Source organism: Bradyrhizobium sp. 35, assembly GCF_023073215.1.
Classification (GTDB): Bacteria; Pseudomonadota; Alphaproteobacteria; order Rhizobiales; family Xanthobacteraceae; genus Bradyrhizobium; species Bradyrhizobium canariense_D.
This window is the reverse complement of the sequence record NZ_JADPJC010000163.1, coordinates 55,786-74,210: the sequence shown is the minus strand read 5'-3', so window position 1 is coordinate 74,210 and position 18,425 is coordinate 55,786. Positions and strand designations below refer to the sequence as shown.

General features: G+C 64.4%; 16 protein-coding genes and 2 pseudogenes. 9 read left to right on the top strand and 9 right to left on the bottom strand.

Going from position 1 to position 18,425, the window contains the following annotated elements; genetic code table 11:
* The coding region (locus IVB36_RS38465) for an autotransporter outer membrane beta-barrel domain-containing protein (protein ID WP_247394939.1) at window positions 1-757 on the top strand (757 nt) is incomplete at its 5' end.
* A gap of 117 nt (window positions 758-874) precedes the next feature.
* On the opposite strand, the gene IVB36_RS38460 is transcribed toward IVB36_RS38465, so the two are convergent.
* From IVB36_RS38460 to IVB36_RS38450, 3 genes are read right to left on the bottom strand one after another with little or no spacing between them, the layout of a single operon-like run.
* Window positions 875-1,492: an Isoquinoline 1-oxidoreductase subunit gene (locus tag IVB36_RS38460; RefSeq protein ID WP_346731078.1), complete on the bottom strand. Its 618-nt coding sequence runs from the start codon at window positions 1,490-1,492 to the stop codon at window positions 875-877.
* Between the two features lie 8 nt (window positions 1,493-1,500).
* On the bottom strand, window positions 1,501-2,025 hold the full coding sequence (locus tag IVB36_RS38455) for a (2Fe-2S)-binding protein (protein WP_018456342.1): 525 nt from the start codon (window positions 2,023-2,025) through the stop codon (window positions 1,501-1,503).
* Window positions 2,022-4,793 (bottom strand): molybdopterin cofactor-binding domain-containing protein, encoded by a 2,772-nt coding sequence (locus IVB36_RS38450; RefSeq protein ID WP_247394936.1) that lies wholly within the window; start codon window positions 4,791-4,793, stop codon window positions 2,022-2,024. Before IVB36_RS38450 ends, IVB36_RS38455 begins: the two co-directional genes overlap by 4 nt.
* A 232-nt stretch (window positions 4,794-5,025) precedes the next feature.
* On the opposite strand from IVB36_RS38450, the gene IVB36_RS38445 reads away from it, so the two are divergent.
* Window positions 5,026-6,633, top strand: a complete 1,608-nt coding sequence (locus tag IVB36_RS38445) for a multicopper oxidase family protein (RefSeq protein ID WP_247394934.1) — start codon at window positions 5,026-5,028, stop codon at window positions 6,631-6,633.
* Window positions 6,634-6,652: 19 nt separating this feature from the next.
* On the opposite strand, the gene IVB36_RS38440 is transcribed toward IVB36_RS38445, so the two are convergent.
* Complete coding sequence (locus IVB36_RS38440) at window positions 6,653-8,566, bottom strand: autotransporter outer membrane beta-barrel domain-containing protein (protein WP_247394932.1); 1,914 nt, start codon at window positions 8,564-8,566, stop codon at window positions 6,653-6,655.
* Between IVB36_RS38440 and IVB36_RS38435 the strand changes: the two genes are divergently transcribed.
* The 3 genes from IVB36_RS38435 (at window position 8,565) to IVB36_RS38425 (ending at window position 11,433) form a co-directional block, all read left to right on the top strand.
* Window positions 8,565-9,032 (top strand): hypothetical protein, encoded by a 468-nt coding sequence (locus IVB36_RS38435; protein WP_157642966.1) that lies wholly within the window; start codon window positions 8,565-8,567, stop codon window positions 9,030-9,032. The two genes, IVB36_RS38440 and IVB36_RS38435, sit on opposite strands and share 2 nt — an antisense overlap.
* Window positions 9,033-9,293: 261 nt before the next feature.
* On the top strand, window positions 9,294-9,635 hold the full coding sequence (locus IVB36_RS38430) for a hypothetical protein (protein WP_157642967.1): 342 nt from the start codon (window positions 9,294-9,296) through the stop codon (window positions 9,633-9,635).
* A gap of 175 nt (window positions 9,636-9,810) precedes the next feature.
* On the top strand, window positions 9,811-11,433 hold the full coding sequence (locus tag IVB36_RS38425; protein WP_204511036.1) for an ABC-F family ATP-binding cassette domain-containing protein: 1,623 nt from the start codon (window positions 9,811-9,813) through the stop codon (window positions 11,431-11,433).
* Window positions 11,434-11,596: 163 nt separating this feature from the next.
* Here IVB36_RS38425 and IVB36_RS38420 read toward each other — a convergent pair.
* A pseudogene (locus IVB36_RS38420) lies at window positions 11,597-12,122 on the bottom strand (transposase).
* A gap of 133 nt (window positions 12,123-12,255) precedes the next feature.
* Here IVB36_RS38420 and IVB36_RS40650 point away from each other — a divergent pair.
* Window positions 12,256-13,129: pseudogene (locus IVB36_RS40650) on the top strand (MBL fold metallo-hydrolase).
* A 129-nt stretch (window positions 13,130-13,258) separates the two neighbouring features.
* Here the strand turns inward: IVB36_RS40650 and IVB36_RS38405 are convergent.
* Together IVB36_RS38405 and IVB36_RS38400 are read right to left on the bottom strand one after the other, a co-directional pair.
* Entirely contained in the window at window positions 13,259-14,350 is a 1,092-nt protein-coding gene (locus tag IVB36_RS38405) for a type II asparaginase (protein WP_275974687.1), read from the bottom strand.
* Window positions 14,351-14,573: 223 nt separating this feature from the next.
* Entirely contained in the window at window positions 14,574-14,822 is a 249-nt protein-coding gene (locus tag IVB36_RS38400; protein ID WP_018456350.1) for a hypothetical protein, read from the bottom strand.
* Window positions 14,823-15,026: 204 nt separating this feature from the next.
* Here IVB36_RS38400 and IVB36_RS38395 point away from each other — a divergent pair, with 204 nt between their 5' ends.
* Window positions 15,027-15,497: a cupin domain-containing protein gene (locus IVB36_RS38395; RefSeq protein ID WP_247368657.1), complete on the top strand. Its 471-nt coding sequence runs from the start codon at window positions 15,027-15,029 to the stop codon at window positions 15,495-15,497.
* A 15-nt stretch (window positions 15,498-15,512) separates the two neighbouring features.
* Here the strand turns inward: IVB36_RS38395 and IVB36_RS38390 are convergent, their stop codons facing one another.
* The gene (locus IVB36_RS38390; RefSeq protein WP_247368655.1) at window positions 15,513-16,076 is read right to left on the bottom strand and encodes a TetR/AcrR family transcriptional regulator; all 564 of its coding nucleotides are present in this window, start codon (window positions 16,074-16,076) and stop codon (window positions 15,513-15,515) included.
* A 103-nt stretch (window positions 16,077-16,179) separates the two neighbouring features.
* Here IVB36_RS38390 and IVB36_RS38385 point away from each other — a divergent pair, with 103 nt between their 5' ends.
* On the top strand, window positions 16,180-16,551 hold the full coding sequence (locus IVB36_RS38385; RefSeq protein ID WP_018456353.1) for a nuclear transport factor 2 family protein: 372 nt from the start codon (window positions 16,180-16,182) through the stop codon (window positions 16,549-16,551).
* Between the two features lie 46 nt (window positions 16,552-16,597).
* Here IVB36_RS38385 and IVB36_RS38380 read toward each other — a convergent pair whose 3' ends face one another.
* Window positions 16,598-17,560 (bottom strand): alpha/beta hydrolase, encoded by a 963-nt coding sequence (locus IVB36_RS38380; RefSeq protein ID WP_247394941.1) that lies wholly within the window; start codon window positions 17,558-17,560, stop codon window positions 16,598-16,600.
* A gap of 128 nt (window positions 17,561-17,688) precedes the next feature.
* On the opposite strand from IVB36_RS38380, the gene IVB36_RS38375 reads away from it, so the two are divergent.
* Window positions 17,689-18,366 (top strand): nitroreductase, encoded by a 678-nt coding sequence (locus tag IVB36_RS38375; RefSeq protein ID WP_219683897.1) that lies wholly within the window; start codon window positions 17,689-17,691, stop codon window positions 18,364-18,366.
* The last annotated feature ends 59 nt before the right edge of the window (window positions 18,367-18,425 follow it).

Here is an 18,425-nt window from a genome sequence, read left to right as displayed (position 1 = left end):
CTATGGCACCGCTGTCGGCGCCGACTATCGCATCTCGCGCGACACGCTGGTCGGCTTTGCACTTGCCGGCGGCGGCACCAATTTCAGCGTCGTCAACGGTGGCGGCGGACGCTCCGACCTGTTCCAGGCCGGCGCCTTCGTGCGCCACACGCTCGGCGCGGCTTATCTGTCCGGCGCGCTCGCCTATGGCTGGCAGGACGTCACCACCGATCGCACCGTCACCATCGCCGGCATCGATCGCCTGCGCGCACAGTTCAATGCCAATGCCTATTCGGGTCGCGCCGAGGGCGGTTATCGCTTCGTCGCGCCCGTGATCGGCGGGATTGGCTTCACGCCGTACGCCGCAGGCCAGTTCACCACCTTCGACCTGCCGGCCTATGCGGAAGGTATCGTCTCGGGCGCCAACACCTTTGCACTCGCTTATAATGCGAAGAGCGTGACCGACACCCGCAGCGAACTCGGTCTGCGCACCGACAAATCCTTTGCCATGCAGAGCGCGATGCTAACGCTGCGCGGCCGCGTGGCCTGGGCGCATGATTTCAATCCCGACCGCAGCATCGGTGCGACGTTCCAGACGCTGCCGGGCGCCAGCTTCTTCGTCAACGGCGCGGCGCAGGCTTCCGACTCCGCGCTCGTCACCGCATCCGCGGAGACCAGATGGATGAACGGCTGGTCGACCGCCGCGACATTCGAAGGCGAGTTCTCCAACGTGACGCGCAGCTACGCCGGCAAGGGCGTGGTGCGATATGCGTGGTGAACCCCTCGGGTGGCAGCGGTGCCGTTGGAAACGATCAAGCAGCGCCATGACTTGATGACGCTCGGCGTGAACTACAAGTTCGACTGAACTCCGTTCGCGGGACGGACCGCTTCGACGTCACGGCGCCGGGCAGGCCGCTCCGGTCTTCACCCAAGCCTCGACCAGCGCGCCGGCCTGCTGTTGCGTGCCCGGCACGGGCGAGCGGCCGAAGCCGGGCTTCCAGGCCCAGCCGACGAGGGTGTCCTTGCCGATATGGTCGATCAGGTCTTCCACCTTGCGTCCGCCATTGCGCGCGGGATCCCTGATCTGCTCGCAGATCTCGCCGACGGTCCTGCCCTCCCAGGCCATCTCGCGCGGGGCGAGATGCCAGTCGGGATGGCCGGGCATGCGGCCGGGCTCGAAATTGGCCTTCTGGTGGCAGGTGTTGCAGCGCATCGCCTCGAGCCCATGGCCGTCAGCGCCGCGCGCGACCGGCGGCTGATGCAGGCGGGCATTGTCGCCCTGGTGCGGCCTGTCGCCGGCCGGATGGCAATTGGTGCAACGCGGATGCGTCAGCACCTTGCTGAGCTCGGTGAACATCGCGGCCGAGCGCTTCTCTGTGTCGCCGATCGAGGCAAAGCTCTCGGGCGAGGCGAGGGCGTGACCTGCCGTCTCCGACGCCGCGTAGCCTGCACCGAAACTGCCGGCGAGGGCGGCGACCACGGCAATCATCTTGAACCGCACGTCGGAGATCATGATGCGCTTCACTTGGTGGCCATGAGGTAGCGTTTCGAGTCGGCGAGGATCACGTCGCGCACCGCCTCGTGATATTTGACGTAGCCGGTGCAGCGACAGAGATGACCGTCGAGCGCATCCGCGATGGTCTGCTCCAGCGCCTCGCGCGCGACCGGTGTCCGCGACAGGCGCTCCAGCAGGACCTGGCCCTCATTGAGGAAGCCGGCGGTGCAATAGCCGCACTGAAAGGCGAAATGCTCGATGAAGGCCTTTTGCAGGGTCGAGAGCTCGCCGTCCCGCGCGTGCCCCTCGACGGTGCGGATCGACTTGCCGTCGAAATTCACGGCCGGCGCGACGCAGGTCGGGCTGGTGGTGCTGGTGCCGTCGGGCGCATCGATGATGACGGCGCAGCTCAGGCATTGCGCGGCGCCGCAGCCGAACTTGGTGCCGGTCATGCCCAGCATCTCGCGCAGAAAATCGTTCATCGAGAGATCGTCGCGGACGTCCATCGGGCCGTGCTTCTGGCCGTTGATGGTGAGGCTGAGGGTCGTCACGCGAGCACTCCCTTCAATAGGCTTGCGGTGACCGGCAACGCACGGAAGCGATGGCCGGTGGCGTCGTGGATGGCGTTGATCAGCGCCGGCACGATCGGGATCATCACGACCTCCGCCATGCCCTTCGGCGCTTCGTCTGGTACTAGCGGCTTCAGCATCTCGATCTCGAGATCGCGGAGCGGCAGGTCGGAGCCGCGTGCGACCAGATAGCGCCCGAGATTCCATTCGCCGTTGCCGGGGCCGCCCTCGAACGGTGGGAGGGTTTCGAGCAGCGCGTAGCCGACGCCCATGGCGAAGCCGCCCTGGGCCTGGCCCATCACGACCTCGGGCACGAGCGCGGTGCCGCATTCGAACACACTGTAGGCCTTGGCGATGCGCAAGCTCCCGGTTGCGCGCTCGATCTCGACGCGGACGACCGTGCCGCACATCGAGGTGTAGGCTGTGCCAATCCGGTTGTTGTCGGTCGGCGGAAACTTGACGCTGGTGCGGTTGATCCGCTCGAACTTGCCGTTGCCTTTGCGGATCGCCAGCGCATCGATCTCGGCGCGGTATTGCTCGCCGGACACCGGGAAGCGTGCCCGCGACCACGCCCAGCGCGAGAAGCTGTGCGCAACCGCACCGGTGACGAAGCCGCGCGCGTGAGCTGTTGCGGCCAGTACCGGCAGCGCCAGCGGTTCGAGGCCGGGCATGGTGAGCTGGCCGTTCTGCCAGCTTGCGGCGTCCCATTGCCCCGCGCGCCGATCGGTCTTTGCGACGCGCCACAGCTCAAGCGCCGCGGGCCACAGGCCGAAGCGGAAAATCACGCGAGCGGCTTCCGCGGCGGAATGCGTGCCGACATGCGCGCCGATCGAGGAGCTCGTCGGCGAGCTGATCGCGGGCACCCAGCGCGGATTTTTCTCCGCGGCGTCCTGGGTCTTCTGGTCCATGGTGGAGGGATCGCCTGATGTGACCAGCCCGAGCATGTCATAGCTGTCGACGCGAGCGACCGAGACCTCGTCGGCGATGGCGCCGAGATGGCCGGCGACCCGGTTGGCCAGCGCCGTCCCGATGCCGTTGCCCATCTCGACGTGATCGCAATAGATGACGATCCTGCCGTCGGGGGCGAGCTCAACGCGTCCGAGCGAGCCGTCCGCACCGGAGCCATAGTCTTTCGTCACGCAGGCAACGCCGGTGCCGACCAGCCGATCCGACGAGGTCTGCTTGAACTGTGCCCGCTGCTGCCAGATCGGGTGCTTCTCGAGCTTGTCGAGGATTTCGGGCGTGCGCACCGAGACGATGTAGGGATTGCCCGTCATGGTCCGACCGTTCTGCGGCAGCGCGTTACGCCGCCGGAATTCGATCGGGTCGCGCTTGAGCTCGGAGGCGGCTTCGTCGATCAGGACCTCCAGCGCCGTCATGGCTTGCAGGATGCCGTAGCCCCGCATCGAGCCTGCGCTCACGCCGCGCGAGTGCACCGCGACGGTCCTGACGTCGACCTTCGGAATGTCGTAGATGCCGATCGCGCCGGTGGCTGCGACGACGGCGACGCTGGCCGAGAAATGGGCGAGCCCGCCGCCGTCGAGCACGTGATCGGCAGCGAACCCCTTGATCTTGCCGGTCGCGCGATCGATGCCGATGCGCGAGCGCATCTTGATCGCGTGGCGTTTGATGCCGGCCTGAAACTGCTGGTAACGGTCATGCGCCAGCCGCACCGGCTTGCCGGGAAAGCAGACCGCCGCGAGCGCCACATACAGAATGAAAGGCGTGTGATCGCGGCCACCAAAGCCGCCGCCGACATGGGCGAACTGCGCGTTGATGTGTGCCGGCTTGTAGGGCGCGCGGGCCTTGCCGAAGAGATGCGCGATCGACTCCGCCGCTTCGTAGGGCGACTGGACGCCGAGCAGCAGTTCGAGATTGCCGCCCTTGCCGTCGTACCAGGCGAGCCCGCATTCCGGCTCCAGGAACATCGGGTCGACCGATTGCGTCTCGAACTCGCGGTCGAGCACCAGCATGGATGGGTCATCCGCTGCAAGCTCGGCGCGGATCTGCTCGCCATATTTCGCCGCCTTGGCGTAATCCGCCGGCGTGTCCTTCGCGAGCGGCGACCACACCGGCAGCGCCGCGCTCTGCACCTTCTTGGGCGAGACCCAGCCGGCCTGGAGCGGCGAATAGACGTCCGGTTGGTCAGGCGAGGGACCTGCCACGCGGGTGAAGCGGAAGGCCCCGTAATCGGGCACCACGACAGGCCCGGTCTCCTCGCCGAATTGGACGAACGTGCCGTCGCGCAGCGCGAGACGCGCCTGGTCGAAGGCATCGAACTTTTCGAAGATCAAAAGCGCGACCGGCTGCCCGAGATAAAGCGGCGTCTTGCCGATCGGACAGAACAGGTCGCCCGCATAGAATTCCGGCACCTGCGTCCCGATCCGATCGAGATCGGCGGCTGTCACTACCACCGACGGCTTGAGCGCGCCGCCGAGGCGGCCGAGGTCCAGCCCGGTATAGACATGCGTGGCGTCATTGGCGCGGACCAGGATGGCGTGCGAGGTGGCTTGCGGCCAGCCCGGCAGGTCGTTGGCGCGGAAGTCGGACGCGTAAAGCTTCGCACCGGTGACCTTGGCGACGCCGTCGACACGGCCGGCGCCCGTTGTCGCGGGATTGAACTTGCCGCGTCCAGGCAGCGTTTCGTGCGCTGCGAAGGGAACGCCCGCCGCGGACGCCAGATGTGACAGGCTGACCGAGATGCCTCCCGCCGATAACCACTTCACGAACTCACGTCGCGAAGGCGTCATGATCAGATCCTTGGACAGAGTTTCGAGAACATCGGGATGCTGGCAGCATTCGATGTACGCAGGCCACGGACCAGCGCGAGCGCCGAATCCATTACGATTCATTGACGATAGAACGGGCGAGGAGGTTTACAACCAATGAATGTGATACGCTTACGGCTCGAATTGCGGTTTCGAGCTTGCTTTAAAATCGAATCGAACGGAAGACCGTCAGGCAACAGGGGGCGAAACGCAAATGCAGCACGATTCGAACGGTGCAGCTTCAGTCACCAGCGTGACAGGGACTATGACATTGTCGCGCCGCCAGTTGCTCGATTGCGGTCTCAAAGCCGGCGCGTTGTCGCTGTTCGCAGGTGCCGCGAACGCCCAGCACGCCGTGCACGACCATGCTGGCATGTCCCACACCGCGGACATGTCGCCGACCATGGGGATGGTCGCTGAAACGCCCGTTCCTGCCATGGACCAGGCGCTGGTCGAGCCCGAGGTGCGGCGGTCCGTCAATGGCGTGCTGAGCACGACGTTGCGGGTCGGCTACGCCTATCGCCAGATCGGCGGCGTCCGGCTCTATGTCAGATCCTATGACGGCGGCAGCCCCGGCCCGACCTTGCGCATGAAGCCCGGCGAAACCCTGCGCATCAAGATGATCAACGATTTGCCGCCGAACCGCGATGGATTGCCGGCCGACATCAGCCATCCGCAGCAGTTCAACAACACCAATTTCCACTTCCACGGCGCGCATACCAGCCCGAGCGGGATTTCCGACAACGTCATGCGCTCGATGGCGCCGGGCCGCAGCTACAACATCGAAATCACCCTGCCGGCCGACCACACCAGGGGCACCTACTGGTATCACCCGCATCACCACGGCAGCGCCGACATCCAGATGTCCTCCGGCATGGTCGGCGCCGTCGTCATCGAGGGCGATTTCGTCGACGTCCCCGAGATCGCGACAGCCCGCGAACGCCTCATGGTGCTGACCCAGGTGGTCTACGATGCCAACGGCATGGTCGAAAATTTCGAGACGCTGTTTCCCGAGACTGCGACGCGCTTTCTCGCCATCAACGGCCAGCGCCGGCCAATGATCGAGATGCGGCCCGGCGAGGTGCAGCGTTGGCGCATCCTGAACGCCGCCTATCAGGACGACATGCTGCTCGACCTCGAGAAGCACGATCTGCATGCGATCGCCTATGACGGCATCCAGCTCGGTGCCATGCAGCCGCTCAAGCAGGTCCTGATCGCGCCGGGGCAGCGCGCCGATATTCTGGTGAAAGCAGGCAGCCCCGGCACCTACGCCTTCAACGCGGCGCCCTACGACCAGGGGCATCCTTCGCCGGTGGGGCCTCTGGCGCGGGTCGTGGTGTCAGGCGCGCCGATGGACATGCAGCTGCCGCGCGCCCTGCCACCAGCGCCGCTCGCGAGCATCAAGGACTCCGAGATCACCAACCGCCGCAAGGTGGTGCTGTCGGCCACCGCGCCGGAGGCCGATGCCGCCGGCCATTGGCAGGAATTCGAGTTCTTCGTCGACGGCAAGAAGTTCGACCCCGGCCGCATCGATCAGCGGGTCAAGCTGGGCGCGGTCGAGGAGTGGACCATCGTCAATACGCATGAGCATGACGACCACGTCTTCCACATCCACACCAACCCGTTCCAGGTGATCTCGGCCAACGGCAAGGCGCTGGCGGTGCCGGAATGGCGGGATTCCGTGATCGTGGAGCGCAAGGGCGGCGTGGTCGTGTTCCGCTCGCGCTTTATCGATTTCACCGGTGTCTACATGCTCCACTGCCACATGATGAACCACGAGGAGATGGGCATGATGCAGACGGTCGAGGTCTACAAGCCGTAAGCTTCTGGGAGGACGCCTCTCACCAGGCGTATCTGACCACGCCCTTGCCGGCGTAGGAGCGCGTGACCTCAGAGAACTCGCCCTCGAAGGTGCCTGCCGTAGACCAGCCGTTCATCCATTTCACTTCGAGGGACGCCGTCGTCAGCGCGGACTCGCTGGCCTGCCTTGCGCCGTTGACGGTGAAGCTGGCGCCGGGCAGCGCCTGGAAGGCGGAGTTGATGGCGTGATCCGGGTTGAAGTCGTGCGCCCAGGCCGCACGGCCGCGCAAGGTGAGGATCGCGTTCGGCATCGCCCAGGATCTGTCGGCGCGGATGCCGAGTTCGCTCCTGCTGTCCGTGACGCTCTTGGAGCCATAGGCTAGCGCAAAGGTGTTGGTGCCGGAGACGACGGACTCGGGATAGGCAGGCAGGTCGAACGTTGTGAACTGCCCGGCCGCATAGGGCGTGAGGCCGATGCCGCCGATCCACGGCGTCACGAAGTGGTAGCCGCCTTCGAGGCGACCCGAATAGGCATTCGCGTTGAACTCTGCGCGCAAACGATCGACGCCGGCAATCGTCACGGTGCGGTCGGTGGTGACGTCCTGCCAGCCATAGGCCAGCGCGCCCGAGACATAGGCCGCGCCGATGGTGTGACGCACGAAGGCGCCGGCCTGGAATAGGTCGGAGCGACCGCTGCCGCCATTGACGACGCTGAAACTGGTGCCGCCACCAGCGAGCGCAAAGCCTGCGACGGTGTTGGGTGAAAGGATATAGTCGGCACCGGCCGCCATGCCGAAGATGCGGCTGGTGCTGGTGTTGGAGCCTGCCGCGAGGTTGCCATCGGTGGTTTGCGCGCCGCCGAAGCCGGCCGCCCACACGCTCCAGCGCGGATCGTAATTGCTCCGCAGCGGCGCCTTGCTGTAGATCGCAGCATAAGCGTCGCGCTCGTTCTTGCTGCGCGGCTTGCCTGACGAGGCGTAGGCGTTGGCGGCAACATTATCCTCGGCATAGGCCGGCGCATGGACGCCGTCGCCGCGTCCGGGCGTGAACGGATCGGTCATGATGCTCATGAACTGGGTCATGGCGTTGAAAGTGGTCTGCTGCGACCCCGTCGCGGTCTCGCCCGAGGCCTGGGTCAGGCCGGCCGGTGTCAGCCCGCTATAGACCAGCGGAATGCCGCCATTGGTGTTGAAGTAGCCGACGATGGCATTGCCGACCCCGTTCTGGTTGCCAGTCAAACTGCCGCCTGGCGGGACGAAGTTCAGGACCAGGTTCAGATAGGCGTGGGTGGGATCATAGCTCAGCGTCGTATGGAAGTTCGTGGGCAGGTTGGTGTCGACCACCGCTCCGAACGTGCCGCTGACGCTGCCTGCTGTGAGGATCGTGTACTGCGTGGCGACGTAGCTGCCATTGGCGTAGGTCGCGTTCACCGTGGCGCCGCCGAGCGTGGCCGAACCCGTCACGCCGATGAAGCTCGAAGTCGTCGGATTGATCTGCACCATGTAGATGGCGCCGGACTGAAGGGCGAGACTGCCGGTTACGTTCAGCGACGTGCCTGCGGCGCCGTTGCCCGCCGCCAGGGTGCCGCCGGTGTTGATAACCGTATTGCCGACGGTGCCGACGCCCGACAGCGTGGCGCCGCTGCTGACGGCGGTCAGCACCGACGATGCGATCGAGCCGTTCACCACAAGCTCGCCTGCGTTGACAGTCGTGCCGCCGGTGTAGGTGTTGGTGCCCGACAGTGTCAGCGTGCCGGTGCCCTGCTTGGAGACCAATCCGCTGCCGCCGATGGCGCTGCCAAAGGTGACCGCATCCGAGCGGTTGAAAATTAGCGCCGCGTTGTTGGTGATGTTGCCGAGGACCGAGCCTGTGGTGCCGCCGTTGCCGATCTGCAAGGTTCCAGCGGAAATCGTGGTGCCGCCAGCGTAGGTGTTGGTGCCCGACAGCGTCAGCATGCCGGTGCCGGTCTTGACCAGCGCACCGCCGATTCCTTGGATCGTACCAGCAACTGTGGTCGACTGGTTGTTGCCGCCAACCGTGATCGTTTTTGTGCCAAAGTTGAACGTGCCCGTGCCACTGATCGAGCCGGCAGTCGTCCCCGCGGATGTTAGGGTCGAGAAATCAACGACACTGCCCGCAAAAGTCCTCAGAGTGGCATTGCCGCCACTGCTCGTATCGAAAAACTGGACCAATTGCAGGGTGACATCGGCGCTGCTGGCTGTGCTGTTATTGAAGAATTGCAGAACGCCACTGCCGTTGAATGCGGCGCTGCCGGCGCTGCTCGCGTTGCTGAACGTGGCGGTGCTGTTCACCAAGATCCTTGCAGTGCCGGCTGAGCTGGTGTCCTTGAACACCACAGCGGGGCTGCCGCTGAAGGCGTTGATTTGCGCGTTCCCGGCCGTGCTAGAATTGTTGAAATAGATCCTGTTGGCAGCGCCACCGCCGCCTAAGCTAATGCGGGAATTACCGGCCGTGCTGGTGTCGTAAAAGTTGACGCTGCCGCCGTTCTGGATGTCAAATTGAGTTGCAGGAGCAGCTCCTGCGCCGGCCGTGCTGCTGTTGTAGAAATTCAGAGCATTTGTGTCGTTGCGTATAAAGACTTGGCCGCCCTGGGCATTGATACCAGCGTCGATGAAGGAAAGAGACCGGCTATTGGTGAAGTGGTAAGTCGACGCGCCGCTGTTGAAGGTCCAGCCGCCGAAGCTGGCGTCGGCCGAGAATGAAACTGCCGTCGTGCTGGAGGTGCCAAAGAACGCGGTGCCAGTTGGCACCACGGCCGGGCTCCAATTGGCGGCGGTGTTGAAGTCGCCCGTGCCTGGGCTGGTCGACCAGGTCGAATCTGCGGCCTGCGCCGCCGCCGTACCGGCCAGCGTCGCCGCCAAGGCAGTCGAAGCCAGCCACGCTGCCCGCTTGGTTGAAATCCGCCGAAATCCCGACACTTGCCCACCTGACGTCTTGTTGACTGCCAGGCCATTGGCGGCACGACATGGCGACGCTATCGGAGTGGAACCCCTGGAACAATGAACCGTTGTTCGCAGCCGAGGCCATTGCTGGCGGCGTGCGTCATTTCAGCCACAGGCAGCAACTTCGGCGTGCGGCCAAGGTCTCTCCGAGCAGACAACACGGGCTCGGCCGGGCTTCCCCTGGCGGCCTGCATGGCCTATGACGCTGCAACGCAACAATCCCCCAAAAAGACCTCATGATCCGCCTCGACAACGTCAGCAAGCAAGCCGGCCACCAGATCCTGTTCATCGAAGCGTCCGCCGCCCTCAACAAGGGCGAGAAGATCGGGCTCGTCGGCCCGAACGGCGCGGGCAAGACCACGCTGTTCCGGATGATCGCCGGCGAGGAACTGCCCGATGAGGGGCAGGTCTCGACCGATCGCGGCATCACCATCGGCTATTTCAACCAGGATGTCGGCGAGATGGCCGGCCGCAGCGCCGTGGCCGAGGTCATGGACGGGGCGGGACCGGTGAGTGCGGTGGCCGCCGAGCTGCGCGAGCTCGAGACCGCGATGGCCGATCCCGACAAGGCCGACCAGATGGACGAGATCATCGCGCGGTACGGCGAGGTGCAGCACGCGTTCGAGGAGCTCGACGGCTACGCGCTCGACGGCCGTGCGCGCGAGGCGCTATCCGGCCTCGGCTTCAGCCAGGAGATGATGGACGGCGACGTCGGAAAACTCTCCGGCGGCTGGAAGATGCGCGTGGCGCTGGCGCGTATTCTCTTGATGCGTCCCGACGTCATGCTGCTCGACGAACCCAGCAACCATCTCGATCTAGAAAGCCTGATCTGGCTGGAGAAGTTCTTGCACGACTACGAAGGCACGCTGCTGATGACCTCGCACGACCGCGAGTTTATCAACCGCGTGATCTCGAAAGTGGTCGAGATCGATTCCGGCTCGCTTACGACCTACGCCGGCAATTACGAATTCTACGAGCAGCAGCGGGCGTTGAGCGAGAAGCAGCAACAGGCGCAGTTCGAGCGCCAGCAGGCCATGCTCGCCAAGGAGATCAAATTCATCGAGCGGTTCAAGGCGCGCGCATCTCATGCGGCGCAGGTTCAGAGCCGGGTGAAGAAGCTCGACAAGATCGAGCGGGTGGAGCCGCCGCGCCGCCGCCAGACGGTGGCGTTCGACTTCCCACCGGCGCCGCGCTCGGGCGAGGACGTCGTTGCGCTCAAAAAGGTCTTCAAGGGCTACGGCAGCAAGCGGATCTATGACGGGCTCGATTTCATGATCCGCCGCAGGGAGCGCTGGTGCGTGATGGGCGTCAACGGCGCCGGCAAATCGACGCTACTCAAGCTCGTCGCCGGTGCGAGCGAGCCGGACGAGGGCACCGTTGCAGTCGGCGGCAGCGTCAAAATGGGCTATTTCGCGCAGCACGCGATGGATTTGCTCGACGGCGAGCAGACGGTGTTCGAGTCACTCGAATATGCGTTTCCGACCGCGGGGCAGGGCTCCCTGCGCGCGCTCGCCGGCTGCTTCGGCTTCTCCGGCGACGACGTCGAGAAGCGCTGCCGCGTGCTCTCGGGCGGCGAGAAGGCGCGCCTGGTGATGGCCAAGATGCTGTTCGATCCCCCGAACTTCCTGGTGCTGGACGAGCCGACCAACCATCTCGACCTCGCCACCAAGGAGATGCTGATTACGGCGCTGTCGGATTTCGAGGGCACCATGCTGTTCGTCTCGCATGACCGGCATTTTCTCAGCGTCCTGTCGAACCGCGTGCTGGAGCTGACGCCCGAAGGCATCCACCAGTTCGGCGGCGGCTACACCGAATATGTCGCGCGCACGGGGCAGGAAGCGCCGGGGTTGCGGTCGTAGTGATCGGCGGTAGCCCGGATGGAGCGAAGCGTAATCCGGGTTTCGTGCCGCGTGGCTAGTCGTGCGCTGCGGATGGTCCGGCCCCGGATGTCGCTTCGCTCATCCGGGCGACAGGAGTCCGTGGAAATCTCGTAGCCCGGATGGAGCGTAAGCGTAATCCGGGTCAGTCTTCGCGTTCGCCGAAGCTACCAACTATCTCTCCAGCTCCTCCCCAATCGGGCGGAAGCACGCCTTCGCGGACGTAGCGGTGAAGCGATGAATGCGGCCAGTCTGCCGGCATACCCGTGCTTGGCCGGGTTAAAGTGGATGTAGTCGGCGCAGCGTTCGAAATCGGCGTCGTCACGAATCGTGTGCTCCCAAAACCGCCTTTGCCACAGAGAGAACTCCCCCCGACGATTGCGGGAGATGGGGGCACCTGAAACAGCCAGTTGATGCGTGAAGGAGCTCTTGATCCGCCGCCATCGGCCGGAAAAATCAGCGTCATTGTCCGGCAGCGTCATGATGACGTGCAGATGATCAGGGAGGACCACGATTGCTTCGATCGTGAATGGCCTTTCAGCGCGCGCCACCCGGAATGCGTGGCGCAGCTTGTCCACATGATCGACCAACACGGATGATCTTCGATCATCCAGCGTCACGGTGAAAAAGAAGGTCCCACCAGGGAGAAGATTGCGCCGATAGCGAACCACGCGAGCACCTTCCCGGATTACGCTTCGCTCCATCCGGGCTACAACCAGATCGAGAGATTTGCAATCCATTCGCTTGCTTGCACGTTTCAGGGGCTCTCGCTACGCTGTTTCAAAAAAGCGGAGCGAAATAGCCATGAAGCAACTCCGGATCGGCGACATCACCATCGATGCGGTGATCGAGCGGGAGGGGCCGTGGCGGCGGCCGCAGGATTTTTTCCCGGCTTATGACGAGGGTGTGTTCAGGCACCATCTGCCGACCATGGAGCCGGAGGTGTTCGATGCCGCGCGCGGCATGATGGTCATCACCTATCAGACCTTCGTGGTGCGCACGCCGCGCTATACCATCCTGGTCGACACCTGCACCGGCGAGGACAAGGGCCATCCGCCGCCGTTCGATTTTCCCGGCAAGGAACGCTGGCGCAACGAGCTGTTCGCGCTCGGCATCGGCTTCGAGCAGATCGACTACGTGTTCTGCACGCATCTTCATATCGACCACACCGGCTGGAACACGACTGCGCGATGGCCGTTGGGTGCCGACGTTTCCGAATGCGAAATACGTCTTCCACAAGGGTGAATATGCGGCCTGGGAGGCCGAGCATGCCAAGGGCCGCAACCCGCCCGGCACCGTGTTTCGCGACAATTGCCTGCCGATCGTCGAGGCAGGCCAAGCGCTGCTGGTCGATGACGATTACGCGCTCGACGACACCGTCACGCTAACGCCGACGCCGGGGCATTCGCCCTGCCATTGCTGCGTGAACATCTTTTCGAAGGGGCGCCGCGCGGTGGTCGCCGGCGACCTCATGCATCATCAGATCCAGTGCCGCGAGCCGGACTGGTCGGCCAAGCCGGATTGGGATGCGAAGCAGTCCGCGGTGTCGCGGCGAAAGTTTTTTGCTTCCGTCGCCGACACCGACACGCTGATCCTGCCGATTCATTTCCCGGCGCCGACGGTCGGGCTGATCAAGCCGTTCGGCGCCGCCTTTGATTATCGTTTCAAGCGGGATTGACCACTGGGTCGCCGTCATGGCCGGGCTTGTCCCGGCCATCCACGACCATGGCTGCACGAAACAAGAACGTGGATGCCCGGGACAAGCCCGGGCATGACGAGTTCGTGGAGCGACCGCGCGTCGAATGCTCTAGTACGTATAGAACATCCGCTGGATTTCCTTGGTGTCGGTCGTCTTGGTCAGCGCCAGCATCAGCAGAATACGCGCCTTTTGAGGATTGAGCGTATCCGAGACGACGAAGTCATGCTCGTCGTCCTTGGCCTCGCCGTTGCGCGCGACGATGCCGTTGCCGACCCGGCTGCTGCGCACGATCACGACACCCTTCTTGCGGGCCTCGTCGAGGGCTGGCTCGACCGCGGGGCGAGCCAGGCTGCCGTCGCCGACGCCGGCATGCACGATCCCCTTGGCCCCGGCGGCGACAAACGCGTCGATCGCGACCCGGTTCATGTTGGCGTAGCCGTACACGATGTCGACTTGCGGCAGGACATCGAGGCTGGAGACGTCGAATTCGGAGTCCGCCGTGTGCCGGCGCGTCGATTGACGATAGAAGTACGGCTTGTTGCCCTGCATGTAGCCGAGAAAGCCGAGTTCCGGGGTACGGAAGGTGTCCGCCGTCGAGGTGTTGTTCTTGGTGACATCGCGAGCCGCGTTGATCTGATCGTTGAGAGCAACGAGCACGCCCTTGCCGACGGCCTCGTCACTGCCTGCGAGGATCACCGCATTGAAGAGGTTGATCGGCCCATCCGCGCTGATCGCCGTCGACGGCCGCATCGCGCCGACGACGACGACAGGTTTCTTGCTCTTGACGACGAGGTCCAGAAAATAACTGGTTTCTTCGATCGTATCGGTCCCGTGCGTGATCACAATGCCATCGACGTCGTCCTGCGCGAGCAGCGTGTTGACGCGCTTGGCAAGCTTGAGCCAGTAGTCATTGTTCATGTTCTCGCTGGCGATCTGGAAAACCTGCTCGCCCTTGACGTTAGCCACCGTTTTCAGTTCGGGGACGGCATTCAGGAGCGTCTCAATGCCCACCGTGGCGGCGGTGTAGCCGACCACGGTGGTGCTGCTCGCCCCGCTGCCGGCGATCGTGCCGCCGGTTGCGAGCACCATGACGTTGGGCAGTCCCGGGCCCCGCGCGTTCGCGGCTTCAAGTCCGATGAGCAGCGCGAAGAGCAAGCTCATTGCCGCGATGAAGTGATGACGCACTCGAGGTTGCCACATCTTGACGTTCCCTTTGCTAGAAAGCCTTGTCGATGCGCCCCGTTTCGCTCGGCACCGCATGATCGGTCAGTCGAGAGCTCCTGTCTAGGGCGACGCTGCTTTCGGATGATTTGGTCTGGAAGCCGGTACACGGAAACACACACGCGAATGGCCGGGACAAGCCCGGCCATGTGGCAGTTCGTCTGGCGATTGCTCGCTAAAGCAGCAGCGAATTTGCGGCGCCTTACGCGCCCATCTCGCACTTCTTCATAAAGCTGTTCTTGGCGGCGCCGGCGAGCGGCTTGCCCTCGGCGCTGACGGCCTTGGGCGCGCAGGCTTCGGCTTTGCACTTCTTCATGAACGAGGTCTTGGCGGCGCCAGCCAGGGCCTTGCCGTCCTTGCCGACCGCCTTGCTTTCGCAGGTGTCCTCCGCGAGGGCCGAACCCGCTGCGAACGTGGCAACGATCGCAGCCAGGAAAATCCGCTTCATCATGATTGTCTCCCTAAACCAGAAATGGCACGCGGATTGGAGCCGGAAATCGTGGCGCAATCAAGCTGGATGAGCGCCTGCCGCCCGGTCTTGCTGGCGATTTTCCGACCGCGGGTACGAAAGGGCCGACGCCTGCTGCACTGCTCGCTGACCGGGACGGGCGATCCTGATAGCTTCAGGCGAGTTTAGCCGAAAGGGAGCATCGTAATGGAGACCCTGATTGCGAACATGCCGGATGCCGCTTCTGACCGGCATTCTCACCTGGTTCGGCCGCAAGAGATGGAATGGCAGAAGACGCGCTTTCCCGGCTGCGAGGCCAAGACGCTGCTGTTCGATCGCAGCAGCGGTCTGATGACGGCCTTGATGCGCTTTGCGCCGAGATCGGTGCTGCCCGATCACGAGCATGTCGGCGTCGAGCAGAGTTATGTCATCGAGGGCGCTCTCGTCGACAACGAGGGACCGGCCAAGGGGATTACCTGCAAGGCCGGCGAATTCATCTGGCGCGAGGCGGGCAGCCGGCATGCCGCCTGGTGCCCGGAGGGCGCCCTGATCCTGGCGATCTTCCAGGTGCCGAACAAGTTCTTCGAAGCCGACGGCCGCGTCGTCGATGCCGCCGGTCAGGATTGGGACCAAACGTGGGGGCACACCGACGCGCAGCGGGCGGGGAAGGCGCGGTAGGCGGCTCTTCGAAGCTCAAGTGCCGTCATTGATGCTTCTGACGAGCGTGGTGACCTGAACGGCGATCAGCCGCCGCATCTCCTTGCCGTTCCTGGCTGTTTCGCGCAGTCCCCGCATGCCGAACACCAGGCATCGCGCCAGCACCTCCGGCTCGACCGCTATCCCGGCGGCCTTCACCTGATCGCGGATGAGGTCGGCGACCAAATACTGGAAGTTGTCGTAGACCTTCCGAACTGCGGGGAAACGGAGGTCGAACAGATCTGCCGAATCGGGATGCGCCTCGATCAGGTCGAAGCCATGCGATCCCCAGGATTTACAGGCGTGGAGCAGCCTGGCGTGAAGGCCGTCGAGGCGCGCGATTGCGGCCCTGATCTCCCGATGCTTCTGCTCGTCCATTCGCTGGATCACCGCCGCGAACACGGCGTCCTTGTCGGGGAAGAGCAAATACAGCGCCGGCCGCGACATTCCCGCCCTGGCGGCGATGTCGCCCATCGTCGTGCGGGCATGGCCATAGCGGGAGAAGACCTCCGTCGCAGCCTCGACGGCGAGCTCTTCTTTCGAAATGCTGGAACGAGCCATGAGCCTCACAAGCGTCGGAACTGAACGTCGGGTCATATTGACAAAATATCAATAATTGTCAATGTGACCGAAAGCGGCATGAGGCCACGAGAGGTTCTGCGAGATGAACGATGAAGCGCGACTGAAGACCTGGAACACCTATCAGGCGGCGTGGGGACCCATCGATGAGGACGAGCGGCGTCGGCTGCTCGAGCAAAGCGTGGTCGCGGACTGCGTGTATACCGATCCGGGCTCGCAGGTTGAGGGACGCGACGCCTTGATGGCGCGCATCGGTCAAACCCAGCTCAAGTTTCCTGGCGCGCATTTCAGGAATGACAGCTTCCTCGAGCACCATGATCAAGGGCTTTTTCGCTGGACGATGTATGACGGCGCCGGTCGCGTGTTCGTCACGGGCGAGAGCTTCGGCCGTTTCGGCGACGATGGCCGCCTCGTTCAGGCGACGGGCTTCTTCGAGGTGCCCGCTGCCAAGTCCTGAACGCCGCCCGGCGCGGCGGTCGATCCTGCCGCTCCGGATATCGCCCTCAGGCGCCGCGCGCGAGAAGCGCCTTGAAGTCCGCGCGTGCGCGCTGCGCTTCGGCACGCGCCACCTCGGAGGCGTCGCCGAGGCCGAAATAGCCGTGGATCAGGCCGGGGCCTTCATGATGCTTCACCGGCACACCGGCTGCCTCCAGCGCCCGTGCGTAGGCTGCACCTTCGTCGCGCAGGGGATCGAACCAGGCGGTGGTGACGATCGCGGGCGCGACGCCGGCGAGCGAAGCCGCGCGTAGCGGTGAAACGCGCCAGTCGGTCGCATGAGAGGGATCGGCGAGATAATGACCGCAAAACCACTCCATCACGGCGCGCGAGAGGAAGTAGCCTTCGGCATTCTCGGCGCGCGAGGGGAAGCGTGCGTTCTCGCGCGCGTCCGCATAACTCCCGAGGACGTCGGTCACGGGGTAGACCAGGAGTTGCGCCGCGAGCTTGATGCCGGCGTCGCGGCAGGCGATCGCGGTGGTGGCGGCGAGATTGCCGCCGGCGCTGTCGCCGGCAACGCCGAAGCGTTTTGCATCGCCGCCAAATTCCGCGACGCGGCCAAACACGTCGCTGACCGCGGCAAAGGCGTCCTCGAACGCGCCGGGAAAACGCGTTTCGGGCGGACGGCGATAATCGACGGAGACGACGGCCGCGCCCGTCTCGATCGCAAGGTTGCGTGCCTGCCGGTCGTGGGTCTCGAGGTCGCCCGCCACCCAGCCGCCACCATGGAAGAACACCACGGTCGGCGCCGGCGTGGTGCCGACGCGGTAGACCCGTGCATCCAGCGGACCGGCGCCGCCTTTCACCTTGATATCCGCGATGATGTCGACCGGTGGTGGCGCTATGGCCGCGCGTGAGGCAGCCAGTGCACGCAAGGAATCGCGGGCGCTCTGTGGCGTCATCGTCGTGGCATCGCGCATCGGCAGCAGCGGAATGATCTGGGCGATGACGGGATCGAGCGGTGCAGCCATGTTGGCTTTCATGGGATCCTCACAGGGTTCTTGGTCTTGCTTGCGGGTTAGCATAGATATTGCGCGCCGCATCGGCAACCGCTCGCGTGTTGGCGCGCCAGGGGATGAACGGGCAGGGAGGTCTTGAGGTGGAATTCGAAACGCTGGTCCAGTCGCGCCGCAGCGTGCGCGGCTTCAGGAACGAGCCGGTGCCGCGCGCGGTGATCGAAGCGATCATCGACAGCGCCAAGCGTGCGCCCTCGTCGATGAACACCCAGCCCTGGCACGTCCACGTGCTCACGGGCGGTCCGCTGGAACAGCTGCGCCGACGCAACATGGAGGAGATGGTTGGCGGCGCCAAGGTGAAGCGCGACATCGTCAGTCACGGCGAGTATCAGGGCGTGCACCGGACCCGGCAAGTCGACGTCGCCAAGAAACTGTTCGGCGCGATGGGGATCGCGCGCGACGACAAGCCGATGCGGCAGGACTGGGTGCTGCGCGGCTTCCGCCAGTTCGATGCGCCGGTGTCGCTGGTCTTGACCTATGACCGCGTGCTCGATCCCGGCGCGGTCTGCCATTTCGACCTGGGCGCGCTCTGCTACGGCATCGTGCTCGCGGCCTGGGACCGCGGTCTCGGTTCGGTGATCAACGGGCAGGGCATCATGCGCTCTGACATCGTGCGCGAGGTCGCAAACATTCCGGAGGACGAGGTGATCATGACCTGCGTCGCGATGGGCTATCCTGACGACAACTTTGCCGCGAACGCGGTGCGCTCCGATCGCGAGGGCAACGACGATTTCGTGCGCTACGTCGGATTCGCCGAGTAGTGCGGGCAGAGGAGATTATTCTCTCGCCGAAATTTTTGGTGCGGACCGCTTGGCGGCCT